Genomic DNA, 21,824 nt, shown 5'->3' on the forward strand with positions numbered 1-21,824 from the left:
AGCTTGAGCGCAGACCGAATGCTTTGATCAAACAGGGGATAAGATGTTTCGGTTCATCCACACCGCCGACTGGCAATTGGGAAAGCCCTATGCCTGGGCTGAGCCTGAAGTGCGCAGCGCCCTCACGGACGCGCGCTTCGATGCCATCGACACCATCGGTAAGTTGGCAAACGAGCATTCAGCAACTCATGTTCTAGTCGCAGGTGACGTCTTCGATACCGAAGGCCCGGACCCCCGGACGATCGTTCAGGCTCTCTCCCGAATGGAGCGGCATGCATGCCACTGGTGGTTGCTACCGGGAAATCATGACTTCGTCAGAGCTGGAGGTTTATGGGACCGGATCGAGGCGCGACTACCAGGCAACGTATACTTGATATCGGAGGCTCAGCCTTCGGAACTTGAAGGGGGTATGTGGCTGTTACCAGCACCGCTGGTTCATCGTCACCAGGATGACGACCCAACCGAAAAATTCGACACGATGAAAACTCCGGGCGCCAAACTACGCATAGGACTAGCGCATGGTTCGATCGTAGATTTTGGTGCCCAAGGCGAAACCAAGAACCAGATCGCCCCTGATCGTGCTGCGCGCTCCGGCCTTGACTATCTCGCGCTTGGTGATTGGCATGGTTCGCTGCAAGTAAATGCGCGGACCTGGTACTCAGGAACACCAGAGGTCGACCGTTTTCAGCGCGACGAACCGGGCAAAGCGCTGCTGGTCGAGCTTAAACAAAGTGCCGAACCCGTCGTTACCGAACTCCGAACAGGAAAGTACCAATGGCTGAAGCGCGACTGGCGCGTGGACGATGCCGCAGGGTTCGAAGCGCAACGTGCCCAACTTCTCGACGAGTGCAATCCTGCTGAAACGCTAGTTCGATTGACGCTGAGCGGCATAACGACACTGACCGACCGCGTCGCCATGCTGAGATCGCTCGAGGACGAACTTGCGCACAGGTTCCGCTACTTCGCCTTCTCAGCAACGGACCTCGTAGCGAAACCCAGCGACGACGATCTGGCGGCATTCGCCGCCGAAGGGATCTTGGGAACAGCAGCTTCGACCCTAAATGCTCGTATCCAGGAGGATGGGCCGGAAAGCCTGATCGCGCGAAGAGCGCTTGAAAGGCTTTTTGTCGAACACGCCAAGGCAATCGGCTCGTGAGTATGCAACTCGAACGCATCGTCGCGACCAACTTCCGGAAGTTCCGCGATCCTATGGTAATCGAAGGCCTCGGAAGCGGCCTCAACGTTGTCATCGAACCCAATGAAACTGGCAAATCCACGCTTCTCGAAGCCCTTCGCGCTGGCCTTTTTGTCCGGCACGGAACGAAAAATCAGCTCGCGCAATCCTTCATGCCTTTCGGCGAGAACGTAGCGCCCGAGGTCGAAATTGAGTTTCAGATTGACGGAGAGCGTTGGCGCGTCGCCAAGAAATTCCTCAAATCGCCTGCACTTGAGGTCCATGGGCCGAAAGGGCGCACTTCAGGGGACGCGGCGGAAGAAAAATTACAGGCGTTGCTTGGGTTCGAGCGCAGCACGAGCCGTGATGCCGATCTGGACTCCTATGGTGCCTTGGGTTTGCTCTGGGTCGGGCAAGGCGATGCGCTTTCCATAAAAGCACCGGGTGAAATCGTGCGGAACAGCGTACGCTCGACCCTGGAAGCGGAAGTTGGTTCGATCATGGGTGGAGCGACGCACGATGCTGTCCGTGCCGCCGTCGACAAGCAATTCGCGGATTACTGGACCCCCGGCGGCGCGATCGGCGGCCGACAAAAATCGGCCCGCGATGCTGCGCAAAAGACGCGAGATGCAGCGTACCAGGCCGCATCCGAACTCGCAGCCTTGGAACTTTCATTCACGGAGCTGGCCGACAAACAAGCGCGCATGAAGGTTCTGAAACGTGAATTGGCGGACGAGCGCGATGCGCAAGCGCGAGCTGATCTCATGAAGTCTCTCGAAACGGCTCAGGCGGCCGCCTTGATGCTCGGCCAGCGCAAAGCCGAACGCTCGGCCGCACAGGCAGATGCCGACGCGCTTGGCGAGTTCGCCGAACGCCATAAAAATGCTGTGAAAGCGAAAACAGAAGCCGCTGGCGCACTAGCCGATGCAAATGCAGAAAGGGCCAACGTCGAAGCGGAAGTCGCGGACGCGAAGAAGAAAGAGGAGAGCGCGAAGCATGCGCTGTCATCAGCCCGCGATGCCCGCGCAGCCGCGCGATCCGCGTTAGGAGATGCCCGACTGCTCGCCACCGCCGCTTCTCAACATTCGGCAATCGCTGACGCGAAAAGTCGACATGAAAGGCTCGTCGAGCTGGAGTCAGAGCTTGCGGAAGCAAAAAAGATCGAAGCGTCTGGCGTCGATCCGCAAACGTTGAAGTCGCTGGAATCCCTCCAGCGGGACGTCGCAACCGCCTCTGCCGAGCTATCTGCTGGCTCAACCACCATCGAATTGGTCGGCGAAGCATCCCACATTACTGTCGATGGCAATGAATTCGGCGACGGTGCGCGAACGATCGTCGAGGAGAGCAGAATTGGCATCGGTGGTGGAGCCGAACTGATTGTCAAACCCCCGCGCGGGACAGCGAGTGCGCAAGCGCGGCTGGACGATTTGAACGCAAGGCTAAAATCGGAGCTGTCTCAGCTCGGTGTTGCGAGCGTTTCGGAAGCGCGCAATCGTGTTGACGCCGCTCGCGATGCCAAAGCAAGTACCGCCGCGCTCGATGCGCGTATCGAAGCAATCACCCCCGCCGTGCCGGCAATAGAACTTGGTACTGGGGCTGATGCATTGAGGAAATTCGTCGCGTCAATCGCCGACAGCGACACGGTAGCACCTGATACAATTCCCGACCTAGCTGCCCTGGAGAAGCGTTTCGAAGATGCTGAGGAAGGTCTTGCGACCGCCGATGGCACTTACCAGGCTGCGCTTGAAGCTTTGCGAAAAGCTGAAGAGAAGGACCGCCCACTCGCCACAGCAGAAACCTCGGCACGCTCCACTCTCGCTAGCGCCGAGCAGCAGATTGCAAAAATCGAAGCAGACCCACGCTTCGCAAACTTGGATGCGGAACTGCTCGCCGCGCGCAAGGAAGCAGCCGGTGCGGATGTCGCATGGCAAAAGGCTCAGGAGAACGCTGGTTCTCTCGATCCCGACGCCATAGAGCGACAAATAGAGAAAATCGACAAGCGCGCGGAGTCCGCTCGAACGCAAGCGACCGAACTTCAGCTGGAGATCGCGAGACTTGAAGCCACGATTGAAACCGAGGGCGGAAAGGGCCTCGCCGAAGCTGCAGCAAAGGCAGAGGAAGAGGCAGAGGCTGCGCAGAGGTCATTAGATCGTGTGAGTGAAGAAGCTGCAACAGTGAAACTGTTGCGCGACACGCTCGAAGATGCACGTTTGGAGACATCCCGTACCTATGTTGGACCCATCGCTCGCAGGGCAAAGCGCCACATTGAGCGGCTTCTACCAGGGTGCGATCTGTCATTTACGGAAGATCTTCAGCTACAATCGATCACCCGGGCAGGAACGGAGGAAGGGTGTACACACCTATCGCGCGGAACGCAGGAGCAATTGGCCGTTTTAACCCGCTTGGCCTTCGCCGATATGCTCCTAGAAAAGGGACGACCGGTATCCTTGATCCTCGATGACCCGCTGGCCTATTCCGACGACGCTAGACTAGATCTGATGAGTGATATTCTGGCTGAAGCTGCGGAGCGGATGCAAGTAATCCTTCTTACCTGTCGAGAGCGAGCTTTTCGTCACCTAGGTGGCACTCACATCGCAATCGGGTGAAAATGGCGAGGCATATCTTGGCGGATGCTGTCCGAGATGCTCTGTGAGGGTGACGACAGGCCCTATCGAAAATCAAAGTAGAGATGACTTCAATGAGCGACCTACCGCCACTTAGAAAAAGGAGCGAGGCAGGGGCGCTCTATAAGCGGAGAGCTGAAACAGAAGCGCTCATTCAAGCGTGCCGCGATTTGAGCTTTGAACAGCTTTGCGATCGCGCAGAGATCAGCGCCAGAACGCATTCCGAATACATTCCTTCCGAGGTGCTGGTTTATTTTCTGAGGCAAACGAAAACGCATAACAGCGACACCCAATTTGGAGCGCTGTATCAGCTTCTGCAAACCCGGATAAAGAGATTGTGCCCCCAGTCCGAAATCCGTCTTGGCGAGAAAGACGGGGCTATCGCACATTTGCTCGATCTTCAGGAATTTGTTCTCGATGATTTTGCTGAACGGGTAATGCGCGACCGGCAAATTTATGACGAGACACTAGACGGGTTTGAAGTTGCATTCGACCACATGATTGCTCGGCGCAAGCATGACGCGATGCGAAAAATGTACCGGCGGGATAAGCCAACGGCTCAGCTTGAATATGATGAGGATGGAGAGATTTCCGTTGAGGTGGAGGAGGCCCTCACCCGCCTAAACCCTGCTTCGAACAGCATTGAAGATGAAATTACTTACCGGTTTCAACTGCAGCAAGCGATTGACACCCTTCCAGAAGACGAAAGGCGGGTGATCAATATGATCTTTGCGGAGATACCGAGCGAGAGCAAAGACCCAGAAGTTCAAACTATATCCAAACTTCTCGGTTGTGGCCCACAGACGGTCCGAAATCGTCGTGATCGAGCTGTCGAGAAACTGCAAAAAATGTTGGGAACGGAGGTCAAGAATGTCAGCTAAAACAGATAAGGATGACATACTCGATGACTTCGCAACCGAGCCGTCGTTAGGCCCCGAGACATTACGGAGCTACGTCCAACGATTCCCCTCGCTCGCAGTGGAGCTAACTGATCTTTATCACGAGTTGCGTCTGGTTGATCTATCAACTGCGGTTGACGGCGTGCCATTCGAAACAAATCCGGCGGATGTGGGCGCTCAGCAGAGCGCAGCTGCCGTCATGAGTGCTCTATCCGGAACCAATCTACGCGGACTTGCCCAGGATTTGGGCCTTCCCAGAGATTTCGTTGCAGGTTTTCGCGATAGAAAGATCCGCCTCGGTTCGATTCCCGGTGCGCTACTCGGAAATCTCGCGCGGACCGCGAAGGTTGGTGTTCATCAGCTGATCTATCATCTTCAGGATTCAACAGCGCCCACTCCGCAGATGGCCTACAAAGCGGATGGAAAGCCGCGTGGCTCCGCTCCAGTCGAGTTTGATGATTTTGTCGCTGGCTTAAATTTGGACGAAAGCGAACTGGAAGCTCTGAACAAACTGTCCGAAGCAGATGGAACGGATTGAGCTTGCCAGGCAAAAGGCCGCCGGGCTCCACGCGGATTTAATCGCAAAGGGCGGCGATCCGGAAGATTCTCTTGCGTTGGCGCTTCGCGAAGCGAAGCGGCGCGATATTGAAGTGCGCGCCTATCCCCAAGGCCACGCTCAACTGGAAGGTGGTCGCGCACTTTTCGATGCTGATGCGGGGGCAATTCGTCATGAAGACACTGGCAACAGATTCCTGAATGCCTTTTTGATTGCTCACGAAATCGGGCACGATGAATTCGACAGCGGCCATGACACAGAACCAGTGATTGAAATTGATCCGGCGCGTTCGGCCGATCCATCAGCCACGGGCGCAGAGCGTTTGGTGGACTACAGTCACAAGGCCCGTCAGGAAGTTCTGATGGACCTGTTTGCTCGCGAGCTGCTCTTTCCCAGGCCATTGGCGCGAAAATGGTATCTCAAGGAAGGTCTCTCGGCAAAACAGATAACGGATCGGCTTGGGGCACCATACGATATGGTCGCAGTCCAACTGTTCGATGCCCTCTTACTTCCTGAAGTTGAGCTGGCTTCGCCCAAGTCATTCAAGCCAAAACCACTCAACCCCGAACAGAAAGAAGCTGCGATCCACTCGGAAGGCGCCTTGTTGCTGAGAGCTGGACCCGGAACAGGCAAAACACAAACATTGGTCGGGCGGCTCGAACATCTTAGAGACAAGGGGGTCGATCCGGGCTCGATCTTGGTTCTCACATTCTCAAACAAGGCTGCCGGAGAACTCACAGAAAGAGCACTTTCTTTGTGGCCCGAAGCAGCTGGCGCGATCTGGATCGGAACTTTTCATTCCTTTGGGCTCGACCTTGTTCGCCGATTCCATGATCGTTTGGATTTTCCCGCTGATCCGACACCGCTCGATACAACCGATGCCATAGCGCTGCTGGAAAACGAGTTCGTTCGGTTGTCCTTGTCTCATTTTAGGGATCTGTGGGATCCCACCGAAAAGCTCAAAGACATCCTATCGGCGATTTCTCGCGCGAAAGATGAGGTGGTCGATGCCCCCCGCTACAAAGAACTCGCCGATGCCATGCAGGCGCAGGCCGCTTCAGACGAAGAAATCGAAGCGGCTGAACGCTGCCAGGAAATCGCTCAAGTCTATCAAGCGTATGAATCGCTCAAGACAAGCGGTGGCTTCGTAGATTTCGGCGATCTAGTAGCACTGCCGACTACGCTTCTGGAAAGAGATGCCGAAGTCTGCGCGAAACTGCAGGACAGATACGAACATATCCTCGTCGATGAATATCAGGACGTGAACAGAGCCAGTGTGCGGCTTCTGCGCGCGATGAAGCCTGACGGGCAAGGTCTTTGGGTGGTCGGTGATGCGAAGCAATCGATTTATCGATTCCGCGGCGCTTCCTCGTTCAACCTTGAACGATTTAAGGACGAGGATTTCCCTGGTGGGACAATCAAAAGCCTCAAGACGAATTATCGATCTTATCAGGAGATTTGCGATGCGTTCGTCGAATTTGCAGACGCTGACATGCTTGCTGCGGAATCCGATGTCGAAGCCATCGCCAAAAGAGGAGCGGCAGGCGAACGACCGGCTTTCGTCACTGTCGAAAGCAAAGATCATGAAGTTGCTGAAATTGCCACCCGGATAGCAACCGCCCGCAAAAATGGAGTTCCATTCAAAGAGCAAGCAGTCTTGTGCAAAGCCAACGATCGCCTCGCCGCCGTTGCCAGGGGCTTGGAAGCACATGACGTCCCAGTCCTATTCCTCGGACCGCTTTTTGACCGGCCCGAAGTCAAGCAGGCGTTGGCGTTCTTGTCGCTGCTGACGGACCCGCGCGCTATGGGTCTTGGCTGCGTGGCCACCATGCCTGGCATTGAACTGTCTGTAGATGATGTATCAAAATGCGCGCATCATCTGGCCTCGATTTCCGAACCGGAACCACTTGATTGGAAGGAACGTCTGACTGAGTTCGCAGAGCTGAGCCAAGATGGGCAACAAAGTCTGGCTTCGATCATCGCTGCATTGGAAGGGCTCCAGGAAACATCCACGCCTTGGCGCGCGTTTACAGCGATCTATTTGGACAATTCCGATCTGATCCGTCGTTTTTCCGATCGGGCGGCTGGTGAGACATCATTACCGGCGATAGCCTTGTGGCAATTTCAGAACTTCTTGCGTTCGGCTCGTGCAGACGGAGAAGGATATCCGATCACGCTTCTTCTCGACCACATTCGCAAACTGGTGATCCTTTCCGATGAAAGAGATTTGCGCGACTTGCCAGCAGCGGCCCAAGCTTTGGATGCGGTTCGACTGACGACAATTCACGGAAGTAAGGGCTTGGAGTTCAAGACATTACATCTACCAAGTTTGACCGGTCGGTCGATGCCCTCTTTTGCGCGGCAGAGCACTACGGCTCCACCGGATGGAATGATCGAGGGCGCAATCCATTCCGGAAAGGATGCCGTTAAAGCGGGGCATGACGAAGAACAGGAGTGCTTGTTTTTCGTAGCGCTGTCCCGAGCTGAAAACGAACTGTTGATGTACGCCCCGTCAAAACAATCTGATGGCAGATCACAGAAACGATCCCAATTCATCGATCGCATAGCGGACAAACTCGAGTTTTCAGAGGCAATCACAGCATCAGGCTCCTCCAACAACAGCGAGAAGGCAGTTGGTGTCTCCTTCGACAAGCCGTTGGCGATCACACCATCTCAATTGGCACTTTACGAAAAATGCCCAAGGCGCTTCTTGTATACCCATGTTCTGAAGTTTGGTGGCAAACGAACTGAAACTGCCTTCATGCAAATGCACTCGGCGGTGCAATTTGCCATCAATGAACTCGTAAACCCGGCCACCTCGATAACTACCGAGGCCGAACTCGAAAGCCTCCTAGAAAAGCACTGGGCCATGAGAGGCCCAGTCAATCATGGATATGAAGACGACTATAAGCGCATAGGGCGCCAGTTGCTTTCGTACCTGTTTGATTTGCGCCGCAACGAGACACCGGAGCCTGCCACCGACCTTACTCTGAACCTGGCGGGTGCACAGATTGTCGTGCGACCGGATGAGCGGACCGTGTGTTCTGATGGCCGGCTCGTTTTCAGGCGTATCAGAACGGGCCGCAAGACCTCTACGTCGACCGACACCCTGGATGCTGCAGCCTATCAGCTCGCCGCTGAATCAATAGGCGACATCGAGTTCGTGTTCCTGACCGATGAATCGCGCTCTCCGGTGGCTATGGGAACAACCAAGCTCAATAACCGCAGAAAGAGGATTGAGAGCGCTGTTTCATCGATCATGTCGGGGACATTTCCGGCCAGCCCGAAGCAGCCAGCAAGAACGTGTCCGCGGTGCCCATACTTTTTCGTTTGCACTGACGTACCATCGGGCAACCTTGCGAAAAAGAATCTGAACTGACTTACCGGTTTCCGGCGGGACCAGCGATTTACCTTGTGAAAGCACAGGCATGAGGCCGGTGCTTGAAAACATACAAGGTGTTAAGCTTATGAAACCGAATGAAAAAGATGATCGCTTCCGCGTTCTGATTGCAGACGAAAATCTCGACTACAAACCGCACATTTTCGACGATCCGAAGGTTCTCGGTCGTCAGATCATTGAAGCAACCGGCAGCCATCCGGTGGATGAACATGTCGCAATCGCGATCCTTCCGAATGGCGATTTCGAGGATCTTCGCCTCGATGAAAGCTATGATCTGCGTGGGCGCGGCGCCGAAAAAGTGCTCGTTGCCCGCACCGATCGCAGTTTCAAGTTCAAGATCGACGACGCCGATCTCGAATGGCCGCGGGCCTGCATCAGTGGCTTCGTGCTGCGCACGCTGGCCAAGCTGCCGCCCAATTACAACCTCTGGCAGGAAATCCCGGGACAGCACGACAAGAAGATCGCTGATACCGATGTGATCAACCTGGCCGACGCCGGAGTTGAGCGGTTCGTTTCGCTGATCGATCAAACGACGGAGGGGGATGCGCTTCCGTCGAAAGATCAGACCTACCTTTCCGGTCACGGCTATGAGTTCGAAGTGGTGGCGGAAGGCGGCAGCACGGGGATCATCCTAAATGCTGTGCCGCTGCCGGATGGCAAATTCGCTCATGCGGTTGCAGATGTTCTGATCCTGCTTCCCAAGGGGTATCCCGACTGCCCGCCCGACATGTTTTACGTCGCACCGAAGCTGACTCTGGCAGGCACCGGACAAGTGCCGAAAGCCTGCACTGTTGAACACCGCTTCGCTGGTCGTGTGTGGCAGCGCTGGTCCCGTCATAACAACGCCTGGCGCCCTGGGGTCGACGGTCTTCAGACCATGGTCGCCCGCGTCCAAACAGCATTGGCTGAGGCCCGAGCGTAATGGAGGCACCCGATCTCATCCTTCTCGACCCGCACGAGGCGCAGATTCGGTCCCTGCTGAAGATAGGGGCCGGGTCGGAGCGCTCCGCCTACATGCTGTTTGGCATCGCGGATATCGAAGTCGATCCGTGGACACTTCAACAGCGGCGCCGTCTGATTTCGCATCGTTTCCAAGCCATCAGCGGTAACGACGTTGTATCAGCGTCAGCACGGCATGTGACTTGGCAGACCGATGGCTTCATGCGCCTCCTAAACGACGCCAAGGTGAACGGACTCGTGCCTTCCTTGGTCCATACCCACCCCACGGGCCAGGCCAAGTTCTCTGAGCAGGACGACCGCAACGAAGCCGAGCTTGCACGCACCGCCCTACTGAAAGGAATGCCGGGTTTGATCAGCATCGTTATTGCCGGCAATGGCGATATTGTTGCACGTATTTGGACGCAGACAGAAGAAGCAGAAGACATCGGTCGGCTCCTGCATGTCGGACCGCGCCTGCATATCTCGGGACTGAAGGGAACGCCGGCGGATTTTCTGGATCGCCAAGTCCGGCTCTTCGGGAGGGAAGCCTCACGTCAAGTAGCTGGTTTTCGATGCGGGATTGCTGGTGGAGGTGCAACTGGAAGTGCCGTCTTGTCCCTGCTGTTGCGGCTTGGGGTTCAAGAGGCCGTCCAATTCGACAAAGACATCGTTGACGAAACAAATCTCAATCGCCTTCACGGCGCGCGGCGCTCGGATGTCGATGCCAAATTGCCCAAGACCGCTATTCACACGCGAACCGTCGAGGAATCCGGGCTCGGCATGACGCTGGTGAGCGTGGATGCTTGGGCCGGACACCCAGGAACCTGGGATACGCTAAAGGCATGCGATGTGATCTTTTGCTGCACAGATGACCACGCCGGACGGTTGTTTCTCAATCGCTTCGCGCGGTTTTACGGCATCCCCGTTATCGATGTCGGACTGGCGATGCAGCGGCGTACCGACACAGCATATGATCTCTTCGCCCGCGTTTCGACACTTGTGCCTGGGCATCCATGCCTACTTTGCGGCGACTACGTCGATCCGCAGCGAGCACGTGAAGAAGCGATAAGGCGCGATGATCCCGATGCATATGAGCAGTTGAAAGAAGAAGCCTACGTTCTGGGTGAAGGTGATCCTTCTCCGGCAGTTGTCACCTTCACGACCGAAGCAGCGGCGATGGCAGTCAATGAGTGGTTGGCTGGAGTGACCGGGCTTGCTGGGGAGGCCGGAATGGTGCCAACGCGCATGCGGCGCTTTCACGCCAGAGACGACCGCAGACCGTTTGTGGAGTCGCAACCCGATTGCCCCTGTTGCAACCAGCCAGCAACACTTGGTCGGGCAGATATGCAACCGTTTCTGGACGTGGTGAGCTGACATGAAAAATAATATCTCACGCTTACTGCGACGTTTGCGCCTGCTACGATTTGATTTTCTCATGATACGCGCTTCAACCTTGCCGGACCCGACACTGATCGAAGCGGGTAATCTCACTATCGTTGAGAGTGGCGATATCAAGAAATGGGCATGTATGAAGTGTCCCGGCGGCTGCGGGGAAGTCATCAATCTCTCGCTGAATCCTAATCAGCGACCACGCTGGCAGGTCTCAGAAGACTTTTGGTTGCGGCCTACAATACATCCGTCAATTCATCAGAAAAACAAATGCGGATGCCACTTCTGGATCAACTCAGGGCAGGTAAGGTGGTGCAAGGACGGGCGCCCTGACGCTTCGACTGATTGTTGACCTATCATTGGGAGGTTCAAGCAGAGGGTCCGCTTTCAGGCTTTGGCAGTGACCAGCCTGATGTCCGAGTTTGGGGCGCATTGCCGCCGTTGGCCTTCCTGACTGAATGGCAGATCTCTGGGCGAAAGCTCTGTCATCGAAAGAGCGGGAAAAGGTTCTTTGAAGTGACGACGGCTCACGCTTTATGCGCGGCAAACACTACCCATGATATGCAATGGCCTATCATGGGTAGTGTATATATGCCATTGCATATCTCTATTGCCTTTCTCAACGATCATGGTATATGCTAAAACATATAGACGTAGGCCAGCATATGTAGAAACATATTTATGAGCACGACAATCGAGGACATCGCCGCAAGCATCAAAGCGGCACGGATAGCAAAAGGCTTTACCCAGAAACAGCTGGGTGAACGGGTAGGCTTGCCTCAAAGCCATATCTCCAAAATCGAAGGCGGGAGTGTAGACCTACAGATTTCCAGCCTCGTCGAAATAGCGCGCGCGCTCGACCTCGAACTGAAGCTAGTGCCTCGAAGGACCGTACCGGCGATCGAAGGCGTAGTTCGCTCACAGCGCGAAAGAAGCGAGGCAAGTCGAGTGCTCGCAACGATTGCCGAAACCAACCGGTTCGCCGAGCGAGTACGGGAGAGCTATCCGAGCGTCACCGAAGTGACCGAGCTTCAAAGCGCACTTAAGGATATCCAGGCCGTTAATTTCACTCCCGAAACGCTCAAAGCCATCGAGCAGGCCTTGCAGCCCGTCGCTCATCTGAAAAAGCATCTCCAGGATCTCGGCTGGGCGCTTGAGCAGCAAGAGGGAAGGAAGAAACTCACCCAACAGATCGCAGCATCCACGCGTGCCCTCCAACACGTCAGAAACTCGCAGGTTCAAGCAATCGGTCAAGACAGTGCCTCAAGACGGCCTGCTTACCGCCTTGGGGACGACGCCACATGATCGACGCAGCTGCTCTCGATATCTTTCTGGGTAAGACGCGCGTTGGAACCATTGCGCGCCTCGATGGAGATGCGAGCATCTTCACATTCGACGAAGTCTACCTTGCCGACCAGGATCGGCCAACGCTGTCGCTGGCCTACAAGGACGCGAACGGCGAAATCATTGCCGAGACACGCAGCTATCGAACGAAGATTGAGCCGTTCTTCTCCAACCTCCTTCCTGAAGGCACGCTTCGCGACTACCTGGCCCGCCGCGCGGGCGTGAAAGCCATGCGCGAGTACCACCTTCTCGCACAGCTCGGGCACGATCTTCCCGGCGCAGTGCGCGCCGTCGCCGTCGATGCCGAGGAAACGGAGGCCGACGAGCTAGATGAAGAAGCGGCGGGGAAGCAGGCAGAGCGCGCGCTGCGCTTCTCGCTTGCCGGCGTGCAACTCAAATTCTCGGCAATCAAAGCCCAGGGCAAGAATGGCGGGCTGACGATCCCGGTCACGGGCAGCGGCGGCGACTGGATCGTCAAGCTCCCGTCTGCCAGACATCCGGACGTGCCCGAGGCAGAATTCGCAGCGATGAAACTGGCGGCAAAGATCGGGATCGACGTTCCTGAAATCGACCTTGTTCCGCTCGATCAGATTGATGGCATACCCGAAGGTATCACCCGTTACGGAGAGTCCGCTTTTGCCATCCGGCGCTTCGACCGGGGAGAAGAGGGACCCGTACACACCGAAGACTTCGCCCAGGTGTTCGGTGTCTTTGCAGACGATAAATACGAGAATGCGAGCTACCGCCAGATCCTCAGCGTGCTGGCGATCGAGACCGACGAGCAAAGCGTGGTCGAATTGGTCCGCCGGCTCACCTACTCGGTGCTGATCGGGAATGGCGACATGCACCTCAAGAACTGGTCGTTGATCTATCCGGATAGGCGAAACGCGCTGCTGGCACCTGCCTATGACCTGCTTTCGACGCTCGCCTATATCCCAGGCGACGATGCTGCACTCAAGTTTCATAGCTCGCGCGAGTGGGCGTCCTATACCTATGATGAACTCGAGGCGATCGCCGACAAGGCAAGGCTGCCTGCCAAGCTGATCACCGCGACAGCGAAGGATGTCGTTGCACAGTTCGACGACGCCTGGAGCAACGAAAGCGGACACCTGCCCTTCCCCGATGACGTGCGAAGCGCGATTGAGAGGCATCGCAAGACTCTTGCGATCTGAGAGCGGTTCCGAAATCCGGCCGTTCGCGTGTAAGCACCACCTGGACCAACTGCCTGGCCCAATTCGTCAGAAAATCTGGCACATAGCGGCCCTTCAAATCCCGAAGTCCAGTGTCTTGCTCTTGCTTCGGGCGAGTTCCTTTTCGGCCTTGTTGACCTCTTCCGGTTTCAGCTGATCAAGTTCGCCGTTTTTCTTTTCTGGCGGGGTCAACTGTGCGGTGACCTCGAGGGCCGAGGCCTTCTCGCCCTTGTTGCGTGCGACGGCTGCTCCGAGCCTGTCCGAACTATCGACAACCAGCGTCAGGTGATCGCGAAGCCTCGTGATCGTCACCAGGAAGGTCTTCTGGTTCGACAGGTTGCGCTCGCGGCTGTCCATGACTGCAATGCCGCGATCGGATGTCAGACCCTGCGCCATATGGGCGTTCAGCGCATAGGCAAGATCGATCCGCTTCAGCATCGGATCGTCCTTTTTGAGCTCGACCTGGTCTCCCCTTGAAGTTTCGAAAGTGACCTTTCCGCCGGCAATGGCAACCACCCTGGTCTGGTCGGCATTGAACAGGCCGCGCCGGTGATCGTTGCGGGTCCAGCGGATCCGGTCGCCTTCATGGATTTCGAGCTTCCTCGGCTCATGCAAGACGAGATTCTGGTCGCCCTTCCCTGCCCTGATCCGCGCAGGATCGAACGCGAACCGCTTGCCGCGCTTGTCCGCGACTTCGACCTGCCTGCCCTTCCGGTCCTGTCCCAGGACACGATACTCGCCCGCTGACAGTCCCAGGGCCTGTTGCTTTCTCGAGACCTCGAGCACCCGACCAGGCTGGTAGGCTGACAGATGTCGCAGTTCTTCGCGGGTCGTGTTGACGCGATCGAGCACTCCAAGCTCGGCCTTGCCCGGTCCGATCTCGCCATTGGCGAGAAGTCCCTGCTGGACGGCAGCATTGACCGCAGAGCGGATGGCGCGGCCCGAGGCGTAGATCGATGTCCGCGCGCGGTCGTCCTTGTCGAGCGCCAACCAGGTATCAGCAGCGACCAGCGCGCCATCGCCCTTGGCCTCGACCGTGTGCGGCTGCAGGTGACGCAGCGCCGTGCGTACATCACCCGCCTGTGCTGCCGCCTGCGCCTCGCGGATGACTGGATCGCGGGCGCGCAGGTTGGTCGCCATTTCAGCGCTCGCCATGCCCGTCCGCTGCAGCAGCGCGAAGGGTTTGCCCGCATCGACTGCGCCGAGCTGCTTGCGGTCCCCCATCAGGACCAGGCGGTGAACGCCAGCAAGATTGGCAAGGCGGACGAGCTTTTCCTTGTCCTCGTTCGAGACCATCGAAGCCTCGTCGAGCACGAGCACATGGTCCTTCAGCGCCGCCTTGGCCTCCAAACGCAGCGCCGCGTTGCCGGGATCGTCGAGCAGCTTGTTCCAGCCACCAAGAAAGCGTGCCAGCGTCTGCGAGCCGATGCCGGTGTCGCGTTCGAGCATCTGGACGAGCGTGTTCTGGATCGCGAGGCCAATGACCGGGTGGCCCTCGTCGCGCAGCACCTCGGCGACTGGCTTCAGAACGCTGCTCTTGCCGGCACCGGCAATTCCCTGGACCGCGATCGTTCGATCCTCTGACGTCAGGATCAGCTTCGCCGCTCCGAGCTGGCCCTCGTTGAGGCAGAACCCCTGCCCTGCCATTGCAGCGGTCTGGACACGATCAGTAGCGCTTCCCGGCTCAACTGCAGATGAGCTCGCACCCTTGCCGGCGGCAACCTCGGACATGATCCTTTGCTCGGTCAGCACCGCGTCACGCGAGGCGAGCCAGCCCCTGTGGTCTCCCTTGCCCGCTATCAGGTCGCCGGAGCGCACCAAGGCGCGGGTCCGTCTTTCAATATCGGCAATCGTCGCTGGCAACCCGAAATCGAGCGCAGCCTTGTAGAGCGCGGTGCGCTCGAAGGCAGCCTCGCGCTGCGAAAGATGACGCACCGCCGAAGCGACGGCCTGCGCAGCTGCGATCGTCTCACGGCCCTGCCTGAGGACCGATTTGGGCACGAACGGATCGGCCGGATCGCCCCTGACATGCGCGGCGAAACGTCCCAGCCATGCGCGCCCGCGCTCGGCAAGCGAACCGAACCTGCCAGTTTCGATCGACTGTTTCAGTGTGCGGGTCTGCGCCCGCTCGACCAAGGGCGCGAGGTCCAACCCGATCGATTTCGCGGTTTCGCTCCATTGCATGCCGAGGGCCTCGCGGTCCTCGATCCCGTCCTTGCTCGCGCGCGTATCGAGCGCGGCAATGCGGCCCGCTTCAAGACCAGAACCGCGCCGTGCATCGAGTACTTCCTGGCGGCGGCTCGAGAACGCCATGACCTGTTCGCGGGTGATACCGCGCGCCTCGAAATTGCCATGCTTGAGGGTCGGTCCCGGCTCATAGCCAAGCTTCTCGACCGCGACGCGAAAGCGCGCCATCGCGATAGAATTGAGCGTGGTGTTGAGCTGCCAGAGCCGGTCGTTCTTGAGCGTACGCCACTTCCCGTCCTTGCCTTGCGTGACATTGGCGATCACCGCATGGAAATGGAGGTTCGGCTCCTGGTTGCGGTTGGTGTCGTGCTGGAACAGGCCGATCGCAAGGTTTCCGGTGGCCTGCGTTACGATCTTGCCTTTCTCCACCATCCGGGTCTCGGCCGCATTCTTCTCAGCCCAGTGCAGCGCTTCGAGGACGGCTTCGCGATAGGCAGGGATGATCCGCTCGTCCTTCCCGACGAGCGCCAGCAGCGACCAGCTCTTGGGAACGGAGAAGGTGAGGTCTGTACCTGGGCGGTGTGCCTGCCCGGGATTGCCGACACTGCTGCCGTCGGGCAGCTCTCCGCGCAGCAGCGCGTCGAACACTGCGGTCTCGACCTTGCCGTCGAGACCAAGGCGCCTTGCACCCTCGCCGACCCACCGGCCCGAGCGGTCGGCATCGGCGCTCGCGTAGTAATTGTCCGAAGCGAAGTAGCTTGCCGCCGCCGATGGCGAGCGGACATTGGCGACGGAAAGCATGGGCTGGGATCACTTTCTCTTGGCCCTCGTCCCCTCCCCGGTTGAGCGTCACATATCCGGATCGAAGTCCCCGTAATCGTGACCATGGTCCTGCCCCTGATCGGCATCGCGGCCCTGCTTCGCTGCACCGCCAAGAAGCGACTTCTGCTGCTCTTCCTGGAGCCTCTGGTCGGCCTTGCCGCGCGCGACCTGTGCTCGCTGATGCGCTGCGGGATCGGGAATATCGGACCTGGCGGAAGGCACAGCCCGTTGCTCCATGCCGCGGTGCTCCTCAGCTTTCGAAGCCAGAGGAAGTTCGGATTGAGCCGGCCGCTGAGGGTCCGATGTCGCCCTTTTCCCTCGCGCATTCGGATCGCGACGCTTCCTTGTCTGGTCCGGTCGAGCCTGATCGCCCTTGTTGCTGCGACGGGTCCGGCGCAGTTCCTTTTTGTCTTCCTTGTCGGCTTTCTTTTCAGCGCTGTCGGAGCGATCGTGCGCGTCCCTCATCCGGCGAGGATCGCCATCATTGTCGCCTGTTTCAGAGGCTGCTCCGGCACCGCCCCCTGCTCCATCTTTATCATCAGCGTGCCGGGTCTGCGGCGGTGGCTTCGGCATATCGCGGGGAATGAAGCCTTCGGCTACCCGAGGCCAGTTGCGCGGTTCGAGAACCACGGGTGCCGCCGGAAATCCTTCGGGAAACTTGATGAAGCCATGAAGGTTCTTGAGCTTCATCAGCTCGTCGGGAAGCAGCAGCGGGACGACCTGGCGGCGGGGCGTCAGGCTGACCGCATCACGCGCATTGTTGTAGCCATAGCTGTATCCTTCCTCCATCTCGCGAACCTCGCGGTGGCCGATGATATCGGAACACCAGGTGGCGGTCTCGCGATCTGCGGTACCAAGGATAAGCTTGGTGCGGGCAAGTGAGGACAGGGTCATCGCCATGTTCTCACCGTAGACATCCTTGAGCTTGGCAAAGGCATGAATCCCGGTGACGATCGCGCCCCCGAAATTGCGCGCGGTCTGGAGGCCCTTTTCGAGTGAAGGGAGACGATGCAGGGCGCCCAGTTCGTCGATCAGGAACCAGAGCCTGATGTCCCGCGAGCGCTGGCCCGCCATCAGCGTATTGATCGCGGTGTCGAGCCACAGCGTGAGCAATTGCGAGAGCACGCTCATGTCGATGTAGCGGGCAGACAGGAACAGGATCGAGCCCGGATCACCTGCCCCGTTGATCCACGCGCGGACCGAAAAGGGCTTCCCGTCTTCGGGCAGCATCTGGAGCGCCTTGGCATTGACATTGAACACTGCCCGGACCGATTCCGCCATGCGCGCCGCGCTCGGCGTGCTGATGGGACCGGCCATGGTATCTTCGACCAGGCGGTGCAGATCGGAGAGATCGGCGTTCATCAGTTCATGGGCAAGCGCGGCGTTGGTGCCCCGCCCTGCTTCGGCGAGCTTGAGACAGGTCTCGACGAACAGCGTGCGCGCGGCGAGCACCCAGAACTGTTCGGCACCGCCCCCATCATGCGGGACGAGCGACTCCGCTGCGGCATGGAATTCGGCACGCGTGGAGCAATCGTTGAACACGCTCCATGCGGGGCAACGCGCGTCGAGCGGGTTGAGAATGATGTCGCGTTTGGGATCGTAGAAGGTTTCGACAAAGGCCCCGGTAAGATCGAAAATGACCGCACGTTCGCCCCGTTCACGGATCTCCCTGGTAAGCTCGGTTAGGACGACGGTCTTGCCTGTCCCGGTTGTGCCAACAAGCATCGCGTGGCTCTGCTCGAGGCGCCAAGGCCAGCTGACCCCTGCCAGATGCGCTGGAGAATAGAAGCCCGCATCCCGCAGCGAAGCCGACCCGGCCAGACGCCAGCGCCAGCCCAACGCATCGCCATACTCGCGGGCACGGGCATTGCGGTTGTGCGCGGCGATCTCCCGGTCAAGTCCACGCAAGGTAGCAAGCTCCGCCCCGCGCACATGCTTCTTCTGTTTCGACTTCTCGCCGAAGCGTTCGGCAACCCACCAGAAAAGCGCGAAGAGCGGCGCAAGAATGAACCCTGCAAGCCACAAAGCGCTGATGACCGCGCTCTGGAAAAGCGCGACCGCTTCGCGCATCGGCGGGTAATCGGTCACCACGGAAATGGGAAATGCGACGAGGCTCCCATCGGCCAGCTTGAGGTTCACAAGCTTGTCTGGATCGAACTCCATGAAGGCATAGCCAGAGGCATAGGCATGCATCCACAGGAGGTAGACCTGATAGTCATCTAGCGCGCTGCTTACGTCCCAATAGACCAGCCCGAGAACGACCAAGAGTGTCACGATCAGGGGCCCTTTGAGGCCCGCCGCAAACATGAAGCCGAAATGCCCGAGGAGCTGGCTGCCGCGGGTGAAGTTGACGAGATTATGCTTCATCGTCGCCTCCCATGGGTCGGGGTGCAACGATACCGAGGCGCTCCAGCCGGCGCTGGTAGGCAGCGACGGTTTTATCACGCAAGGTAGTGTCGGGATGATGCGTAAGCAGCGCATCCAATGCGACCGTGATGAAGATGTTCTGGCGGACCGGATCGGTCGCCGGAGTCCTCAGGTCAGCTTCGGTCGCGCGCTGCCAGGCATCGAAGATGCAATCGCAAACAACGATACTCGCGCTGACCCTGCGCTCGTCTGCTTGTTTCCTGATCCATTCGGCGATCAGGGGCGTGACATAGGTCACAAACCGGTGGTGTCTTTGCATTTTTCCAAGTTCCTTGTGTTCAAAGAACCTGGCTCACCCTTCGAAAGGCAAGTGCCACTCTAGGCCGCAGCACGGGGTGTAGGAAAACGGAAAATTCACAAACAATTGCAGGAGGCTAGATGGATCTGTGCCGACTCGGCACGGACGAGCGAGCAACTGGACCGCATCCGGCACAGAAGATGACATCGGCGAGATTTCGTGAATTCGCGAAGCATTTTAATGCCTTCCATTGCAGCACCCGCTGCGTACGGTGTGCCTGTCAAGTTCCAATGTGTGCGGGGCTTTTCAGGAGGCCCTGAGGTCCGTTCAATGGGTTGAATTCTAATCCTTATTCTTGGAGCGCGAGCAATTGTGTCCTCGTAGGGAAAAGCGAGATTCAGGGCGAAAATGCCGGTGGGCTACCAACTGGCCTTAGTTATGTGAGAATCCCCCTCGGCGGGTCATTCCCCAGGCGGGCCAATTGCCCGGTCGTTTGAGAGGATCATAGGGACCAGATAGCCATCACCGGACTGTCCCAAGATCGAATGGAGATGAGGTGCAGAACGATCGGGAATACCCATCTCTCCTAACCCTGCGAACAAGAAAAAAGGCAGGAACCGTTCCCGGTCCCCGCCCTGATCCTACGGTCAGAACTCATCGAGCATTGCCCCATGAACCGTATGCACCACGCGCGCTGCAAGATGCGCAGGAAGCGCGTTGTAGTCACCCTCATCCAAAGCAAAGTATCCGAGTTCTCGGTCCTCAACGATATGCTGATCGAAGAAGCTGTGCAACGCCCGACGCTCTGCCACAGCCAGCGCGGCAAAGTAGCGTTCCGAGTTCGAATTGATCCGAGCAATTGAAGCCATTGTATCCTCCTGATGTCTGCCGTTGACGGCAGGAGCAGGACGGATGGGCGTGCGGCCGGCGGGTCAGGGATCGCCCACTTGGGCGACCGCGAAGCGGCGGTAGGGGTAACGATTTTGTCGGACCGTAGCGTAGCGAAGGGGAGTCAAAATGGTGGGACCCTGCCGTCCTTGACGCGCCTGTTGCACGGCCATCAGAATGGGAGAACGTGAGCCAGGCCCCTCCCCTCCGGTCCCAAGCTAGATAGCTCCCGAGACCTTCTGCGCGACCTCTGTCAGCGTCGCCTGCAGGCGGTTGATCTCCGATAGGCTGGTCCCGCTGGGCACGTATCGCGTCACAAGAAATTCGCGCGACTGCGACATGGCATGCAGGTGTTCCCGCGTCCGCTTCCGCAGCACCAGCCCAAGCTCGACTGCGAGGTCCGCCCTTGCCGCGAGGTTGTGCTGGAGACCCCGGACCTCGCCCGCGCTGTGACCCGATCGGAGAAGGAATGCGTTGAGGTAAAGCTCGACCGCATGAATCGCGACCATGCGAAACGGCGCCCGCGACCTGGGTTCTCCGGGCCGTCCATTCTGCACGAGAAGCTGGGCCGCGATCCGATACTCATTTGCAAGTGCCACAACCTCGGCTGCAGTCGCGGCCTCACCCGGATAGCAAACGATCGCCTGGTCAGTCATGGCGCTCTTCGTAGCACCGCTTTTGCAAACGATTACTGAAAGTTCTTCGGCGTTCCATACGCGAGGAAGGGGCCCTGTCCGGCTGGGACAGGACCCCTTCGGGAGGCGAGATCGAGGTGAGAGTTCAGTCGATCTCGGGAGCGTCCTGGTTGTCGTGATCGTCACCGCTGCCGTTGCCGCGCGAGAGGAAGTCGACCTTGTCGGCGAGGATCTCGGTGCCGTAGCGCGTGCCCCCGTCCTTGTCCTCCCACTGGGTGTAGTGGATGCGGCCCTGAACACTGACCAGCTGGCCCTTGGAACAGTACTGGCCGACGGTCTTGGCGAGGCCGTTGAAGCAGGTAACCCGGTGGAACTCGCTTTCCTTGGCGGTGTAGCCGTTCTCGTCCTTGTAGGTCTTGCCGTCCTTGTCCCGGGCCGGGCGATCGGTGACGACAGTGATACCGGTGACGGACGTTCCGCCCTTGGTTTCGCGGGTTTCCGGATCGCGGGCGATGCGGCCAGTGAGGATTGCAATGTTGGTCATGATGGTAGTCCTTCAGTTCCTTAAACCGGAGACCATCTCCGGCTTGCGAACATCCAGAAGAAGCAGGGCATGGGAGGACTGCACCGCAGGAGCGAAGCTCCAAGGGAAACCTGTTCATGACGGGTGGTGCGGGCAGGCGCGCGAAGCGCGACAACACGGCCGGAAAGGAACGGGTTGCCGTCCTCAGCTGACCTAGTTCAGGACTGTTCGCGAAGAAAGCCGGATGGGTATCGGGTGTGGGCCTGAAGGCTCGCGTATTCCCAATGCAATCAGCTTACCCATCGCCTTCCGATGCTGCCAGGAGATCCATGAAGTTGCGAGCTGCTTGCCGGTCTTCCTCGTTTTCGAACGCCACATCAAGATCGGGGGCTGACCCGAACATGTGCAGGAACGATCACAGGGCAAAGTGCTCAGCGGCAGCGTAATTTGAGGCAGATAAGTCCGTACTGCGCCCTCTAGGTAGCCTTTCGACATGGCTCGCATCGTCCTTAAAAGTGGTCGTCCGTCGGGCCGATGGACCGCAGTGCAGGAGCAGGATCAAAACGCCGTCGCTGCTGGTGAATCGGAA

The 21,824-nt window shown here is 58.2% G+C and carries 16 protein-coding genes; 10 read left to right on the forward strand and 6 right to left on the reverse strand.

The genetic code is table 11. From position 1 onward, the window contains the following. The first annotated feature begins 43 nt into the window (after positions 1-43). The 10 genes from HG250_RS03805 to HG250_RS03845 all read left to right on the forward strand — a co-directional run bounded on the left by HG250_RS03805 (position 44) and on the right by HG250_RS03845 (position 13,497). The gene (locus HG250_RS03805; protein WP_170002831.1) at positions 44-1,156 is read left to right on the forward strand and encodes a metallophosphoesterase family protein; all 1,113 of its coding nucleotides are present in this window, start codon (positions 44-46) and stop codon (positions 1,154-1,156) included. 2 nt (positions 1,157-1,158) lie between these two features. Continuing rightward, a complete protein-coding gene (locus HG250_RS03810; RefSeq protein ID WP_205763525.1) occupies positions 1,159-3,780 on the forward strand; it encodes an AAA family ATPase in 2,622 nt (873 codons plus the stop codon). A 92-nt stretch (positions 3,781-3,872) separates the two neighbouring features. Further along, positions 3,873-4,679 (forward strand): RNA polymerase sigma factor, encoded by an 807-nt coding sequence (locus HG250_RS03815; protein WP_170002851.1) that lies wholly within the window; start codon positions 3,873-3,875, stop codon positions 4,677-4,679. Further along, positions 4,669-5,235: a hypothetical protein gene (locus HG250_RS03820; RefSeq protein WP_170002853.1), complete on the forward strand. Its 567-nt coding sequence runs from the start codon at positions 4,669-4,671 to the stop codon at positions 5,233-5,235. Before HG250_RS03815 ends, HG250_RS03820 begins: the two co-directional genes overlap by 11 nt. Beyond that, a complete protein-coding gene (locus HG250_RS03825) occupies positions 5,222-8,632 on the forward strand; it encodes an ATP-dependent helicase (protein WP_205763509.1) in 3,411 nt (1,136 codons plus the stop codon). The genes HG250_RS03820 and HG250_RS03825 overlap by 14 nt, the downstream gene beginning before the upstream one ends. A gap of 88 nt (positions 8,633-8,720) precedes the next feature. Continuing rightward, the gene (locus tag HG250_RS03830) at positions 8,721-9,575 is read left to right on the forward strand and encodes a multiubiquitin domain-containing protein (RefSeq protein WP_170002855.1); all 855 of its coding nucleotides are present in this window, start codon (positions 8,721-8,723) and stop codon (positions 9,573-9,575) included. After that, entirely contained in the window at positions 9,575-10,966 is a 1,392-nt protein-coding gene (locus tag HG250_RS03835) for a ThiF family adenylyltransferase (protein WP_170002864.1), read from the forward strand. Before HG250_RS03830 ends, HG250_RS03835 begins: the two co-directional genes overlap by 1 nt. Positions 10,967-11,027: 61 nt before the next feature. Beyond that, positions 11,028-11,333 (forward strand): ubiquitination-like system serine protease family protein, encoded by a 306-nt coding sequence (locus HG250_RS13110; RefSeq protein WP_476705055.1) that lies wholly within the window; start codon positions 11,028-11,030, stop codon positions 11,331-11,333. 329 nt (positions 11,334-11,662) lie between these two features. Further along, a complete protein-coding gene (locus tag HG250_RS03840) occupies positions 11,663-12,286 on the forward strand; it encodes a helix-turn-helix domain-containing protein (protein WP_090483105.1) in 624 nt (207 codons plus the stop codon). Further along, entirely contained in the window at positions 12,283-13,497 is a 1,215-nt protein-coding gene (locus HG250_RS03845; RefSeq protein WP_090483106.1) for a type II toxin-antitoxin system HipA family toxin, read from the forward strand. The genes HG250_RS03840 and HG250_RS03845 overlap by 4 nt, the downstream gene beginning before the upstream one ends. Before the next feature lie 93 nt (positions 13,498-13,590). Here the strand turns inward: HG250_RS03845 and mobF are convergent, their stop codons facing one another. The 6 genes from mobF to HG250_RS03875 form a co-directional block, all read right to left on the reverse strand. Then, complete coding sequence (gene mobF / locus HG250_RS03850) at positions 13,591-16,503, reverse strand: MobF family relaxase (RefSeq protein ID WP_170002866.1); 2,913 nt, start codon at positions 16,501-16,503, stop codon at positions 13,591-13,593. Positions 16,504-16,551: 48 nt separating this feature from the next. Beyond that, entirely contained in the window at positions 16,552-18,891 is a 2,340-nt protein-coding gene (locus HG250_RS03855; protein ID WP_170002868.1) for a type IV secretion system DNA-binding domain-containing protein, read from the reverse strand. Continuing rightward, positions 18,881-19,189 carry a hypothetical protein gene (locus HG250_RS03860; RefSeq protein ID WP_338103852.1) on the reverse strand — a complete coding sequence of 103 codons (309 nt, stop codon included), beginning with the start codon at positions 19,187-19,189 and terminating at the stop codon, positions 18,881-18,883. The genes HG250_RS03855 and HG250_RS03860 overlap by 11 nt, the downstream gene beginning before the upstream one ends. A gap of 647 nt (positions 19,190-19,836) precedes the next feature. Further along, complete coding sequence (locus HG250_RS03865; RefSeq protein ID WP_054525571.1) at positions 19,837-20,058, reverse strand: hypothetical protein; 222 nt, start codon at positions 20,056-20,058, stop codon at positions 19,837-19,839. 237 nt (positions 20,059-20,295) lie between these two features. Beyond that, the gene (locus HG250_RS03870) at positions 20,296-20,586 is read right to left on the reverse strand and encodes a hypothetical protein (protein ID WP_240956890.1); all 291 of its coding nucleotides are present in this window, start codon (positions 20,584-20,586) and stop codon (positions 20,296-20,298) included. Positions 20,587-20,857: 271 nt separating this feature from the next. Beyond that, positions 20,858-21,256: a single-stranded DNA-binding protein gene (locus HG250_RS03875; protein WP_170002870.1), complete on the reverse strand. Its 399-nt coding sequence runs from the start codon at positions 21,254-21,256 to the stop codon at positions 20,858-20,860. Positions 21,257-21,824: the final 568 nt, after the last annotated feature.

The sequence above is a fragment of the Pseudopontixanthobacter vadosimaris genome (assembly GCF_012979275.1).
Lineage (GTDB): Bacteria > Pseudomonadota > Alphaproteobacteria > Sphingomonadales > Sphingomonadaceae > Pseudopontixanthobacter > Pseudopontixanthobacter vadosimaris.

Excerpts from the sequence above, each read along its gene's own strand:
- HG250_RS03805 (WP_170002831.1), top strand. The coding sequence starts at position 44 with ATGTTTCGGTTCATCCACACCGCCGACTGGCAATTGGGAAAGCCCTAT.
- HG250_RS03830 (WP_170002855.1), top strand. The coding sequence starts at position 8,721 with ATGAAACCGAATGAAAAAGATGATCGCTTCCGCGTTCTGATTGCAGAC.
- HG250_RS13110 (WP_476705055.1), top strand. The coding sequence starts at position 11,028 with ATGATACGCGCTTCAACCTTGCCGGACCCGACACTGATCGAAGCGGGT.
- HG250_RS03815 (WP_170002851.1), top strand. The coding sequence starts at position 3,873 with ATGAGCGACCTACCGCCACTTAGAAAAAGGAGCGAGGCAGGGGCGCTC.
- mobF (WP_170002866.1), bottom strand. The coding sequence starts at position 16,503 with ATGCTTTCCGTCGCCAATGTCCGCTCGCCATCGGCGGCGGCAAGCTAC.
- HG250_RS03855 (WP_170002868.1), bottom strand. The coding sequence starts at position 18,891 with ATGAAGCATAATCTCGTCAACTTCACCCGCGGCAGCCAGCTCCTCGGG.
- HG250_RS03835 (WP_170002864.1), top strand. The coding sequence starts at position 9,575 with ATGGAGGCACCCGATCTCATCCTTCTCGACCCGCACGAGGCGCAGATT.
- HG250_RS03870 (WP_240956890.1), bottom strand. The coding sequence starts at position 20,586 with ATGGTCGCGATTCATGCGGTCGAGCTTTACCTCAACGCATTCCTTCTC.
- HG250_RS03810 (WP_205763525.1), top strand. The coding sequence starts at position 1,159 with ATGCAACTCGAACGCATCGTCGCGACCAACTTCCGGAAGTTCCGCGAT.
- HG250_RS03845 (WP_090483106.1), top strand. The coding sequence starts at position 12,283 with ATGATCGACGCAGCTGCTCTCGATATCTTTCTGGGTAAGACGCGCGTT.
- HG250_RS03840 (WP_090483105.1), top strand. The coding sequence starts at position 11,663 with ATGAGCACGACAATCGAGGACATCGCCGCAAGCATCAAAGCGGCACGG.
- HG250_RS03825 (WP_205763509.1), top strand. The coding sequence starts at position 5,222 with ATGGAACGGATTGAGCTTGCCAGGCAAAAGGCCGCCGGGCTCCACGCG.
- HG250_RS03875 (WP_170002870.1), bottom strand. The coding sequence starts at position 21,256 with ATGACCAACATTGCAATCCTCACTGGCCGCATCGCCCGCGATCCGGAA.
- HG250_RS03865 (WP_054525571.1), bottom strand. The coding sequence starts at position 20,058 with ATGGCTTCAATTGCTCGGATCAATTCGAACTCGGAACGCTACTTTGCC.
- HG250_RS03820 (WP_170002853.1), top strand. The coding sequence starts at position 4,669 with ATGTCAGCTAAAACAGATAAGGATGACATACTCGATGACTTCGCAACC.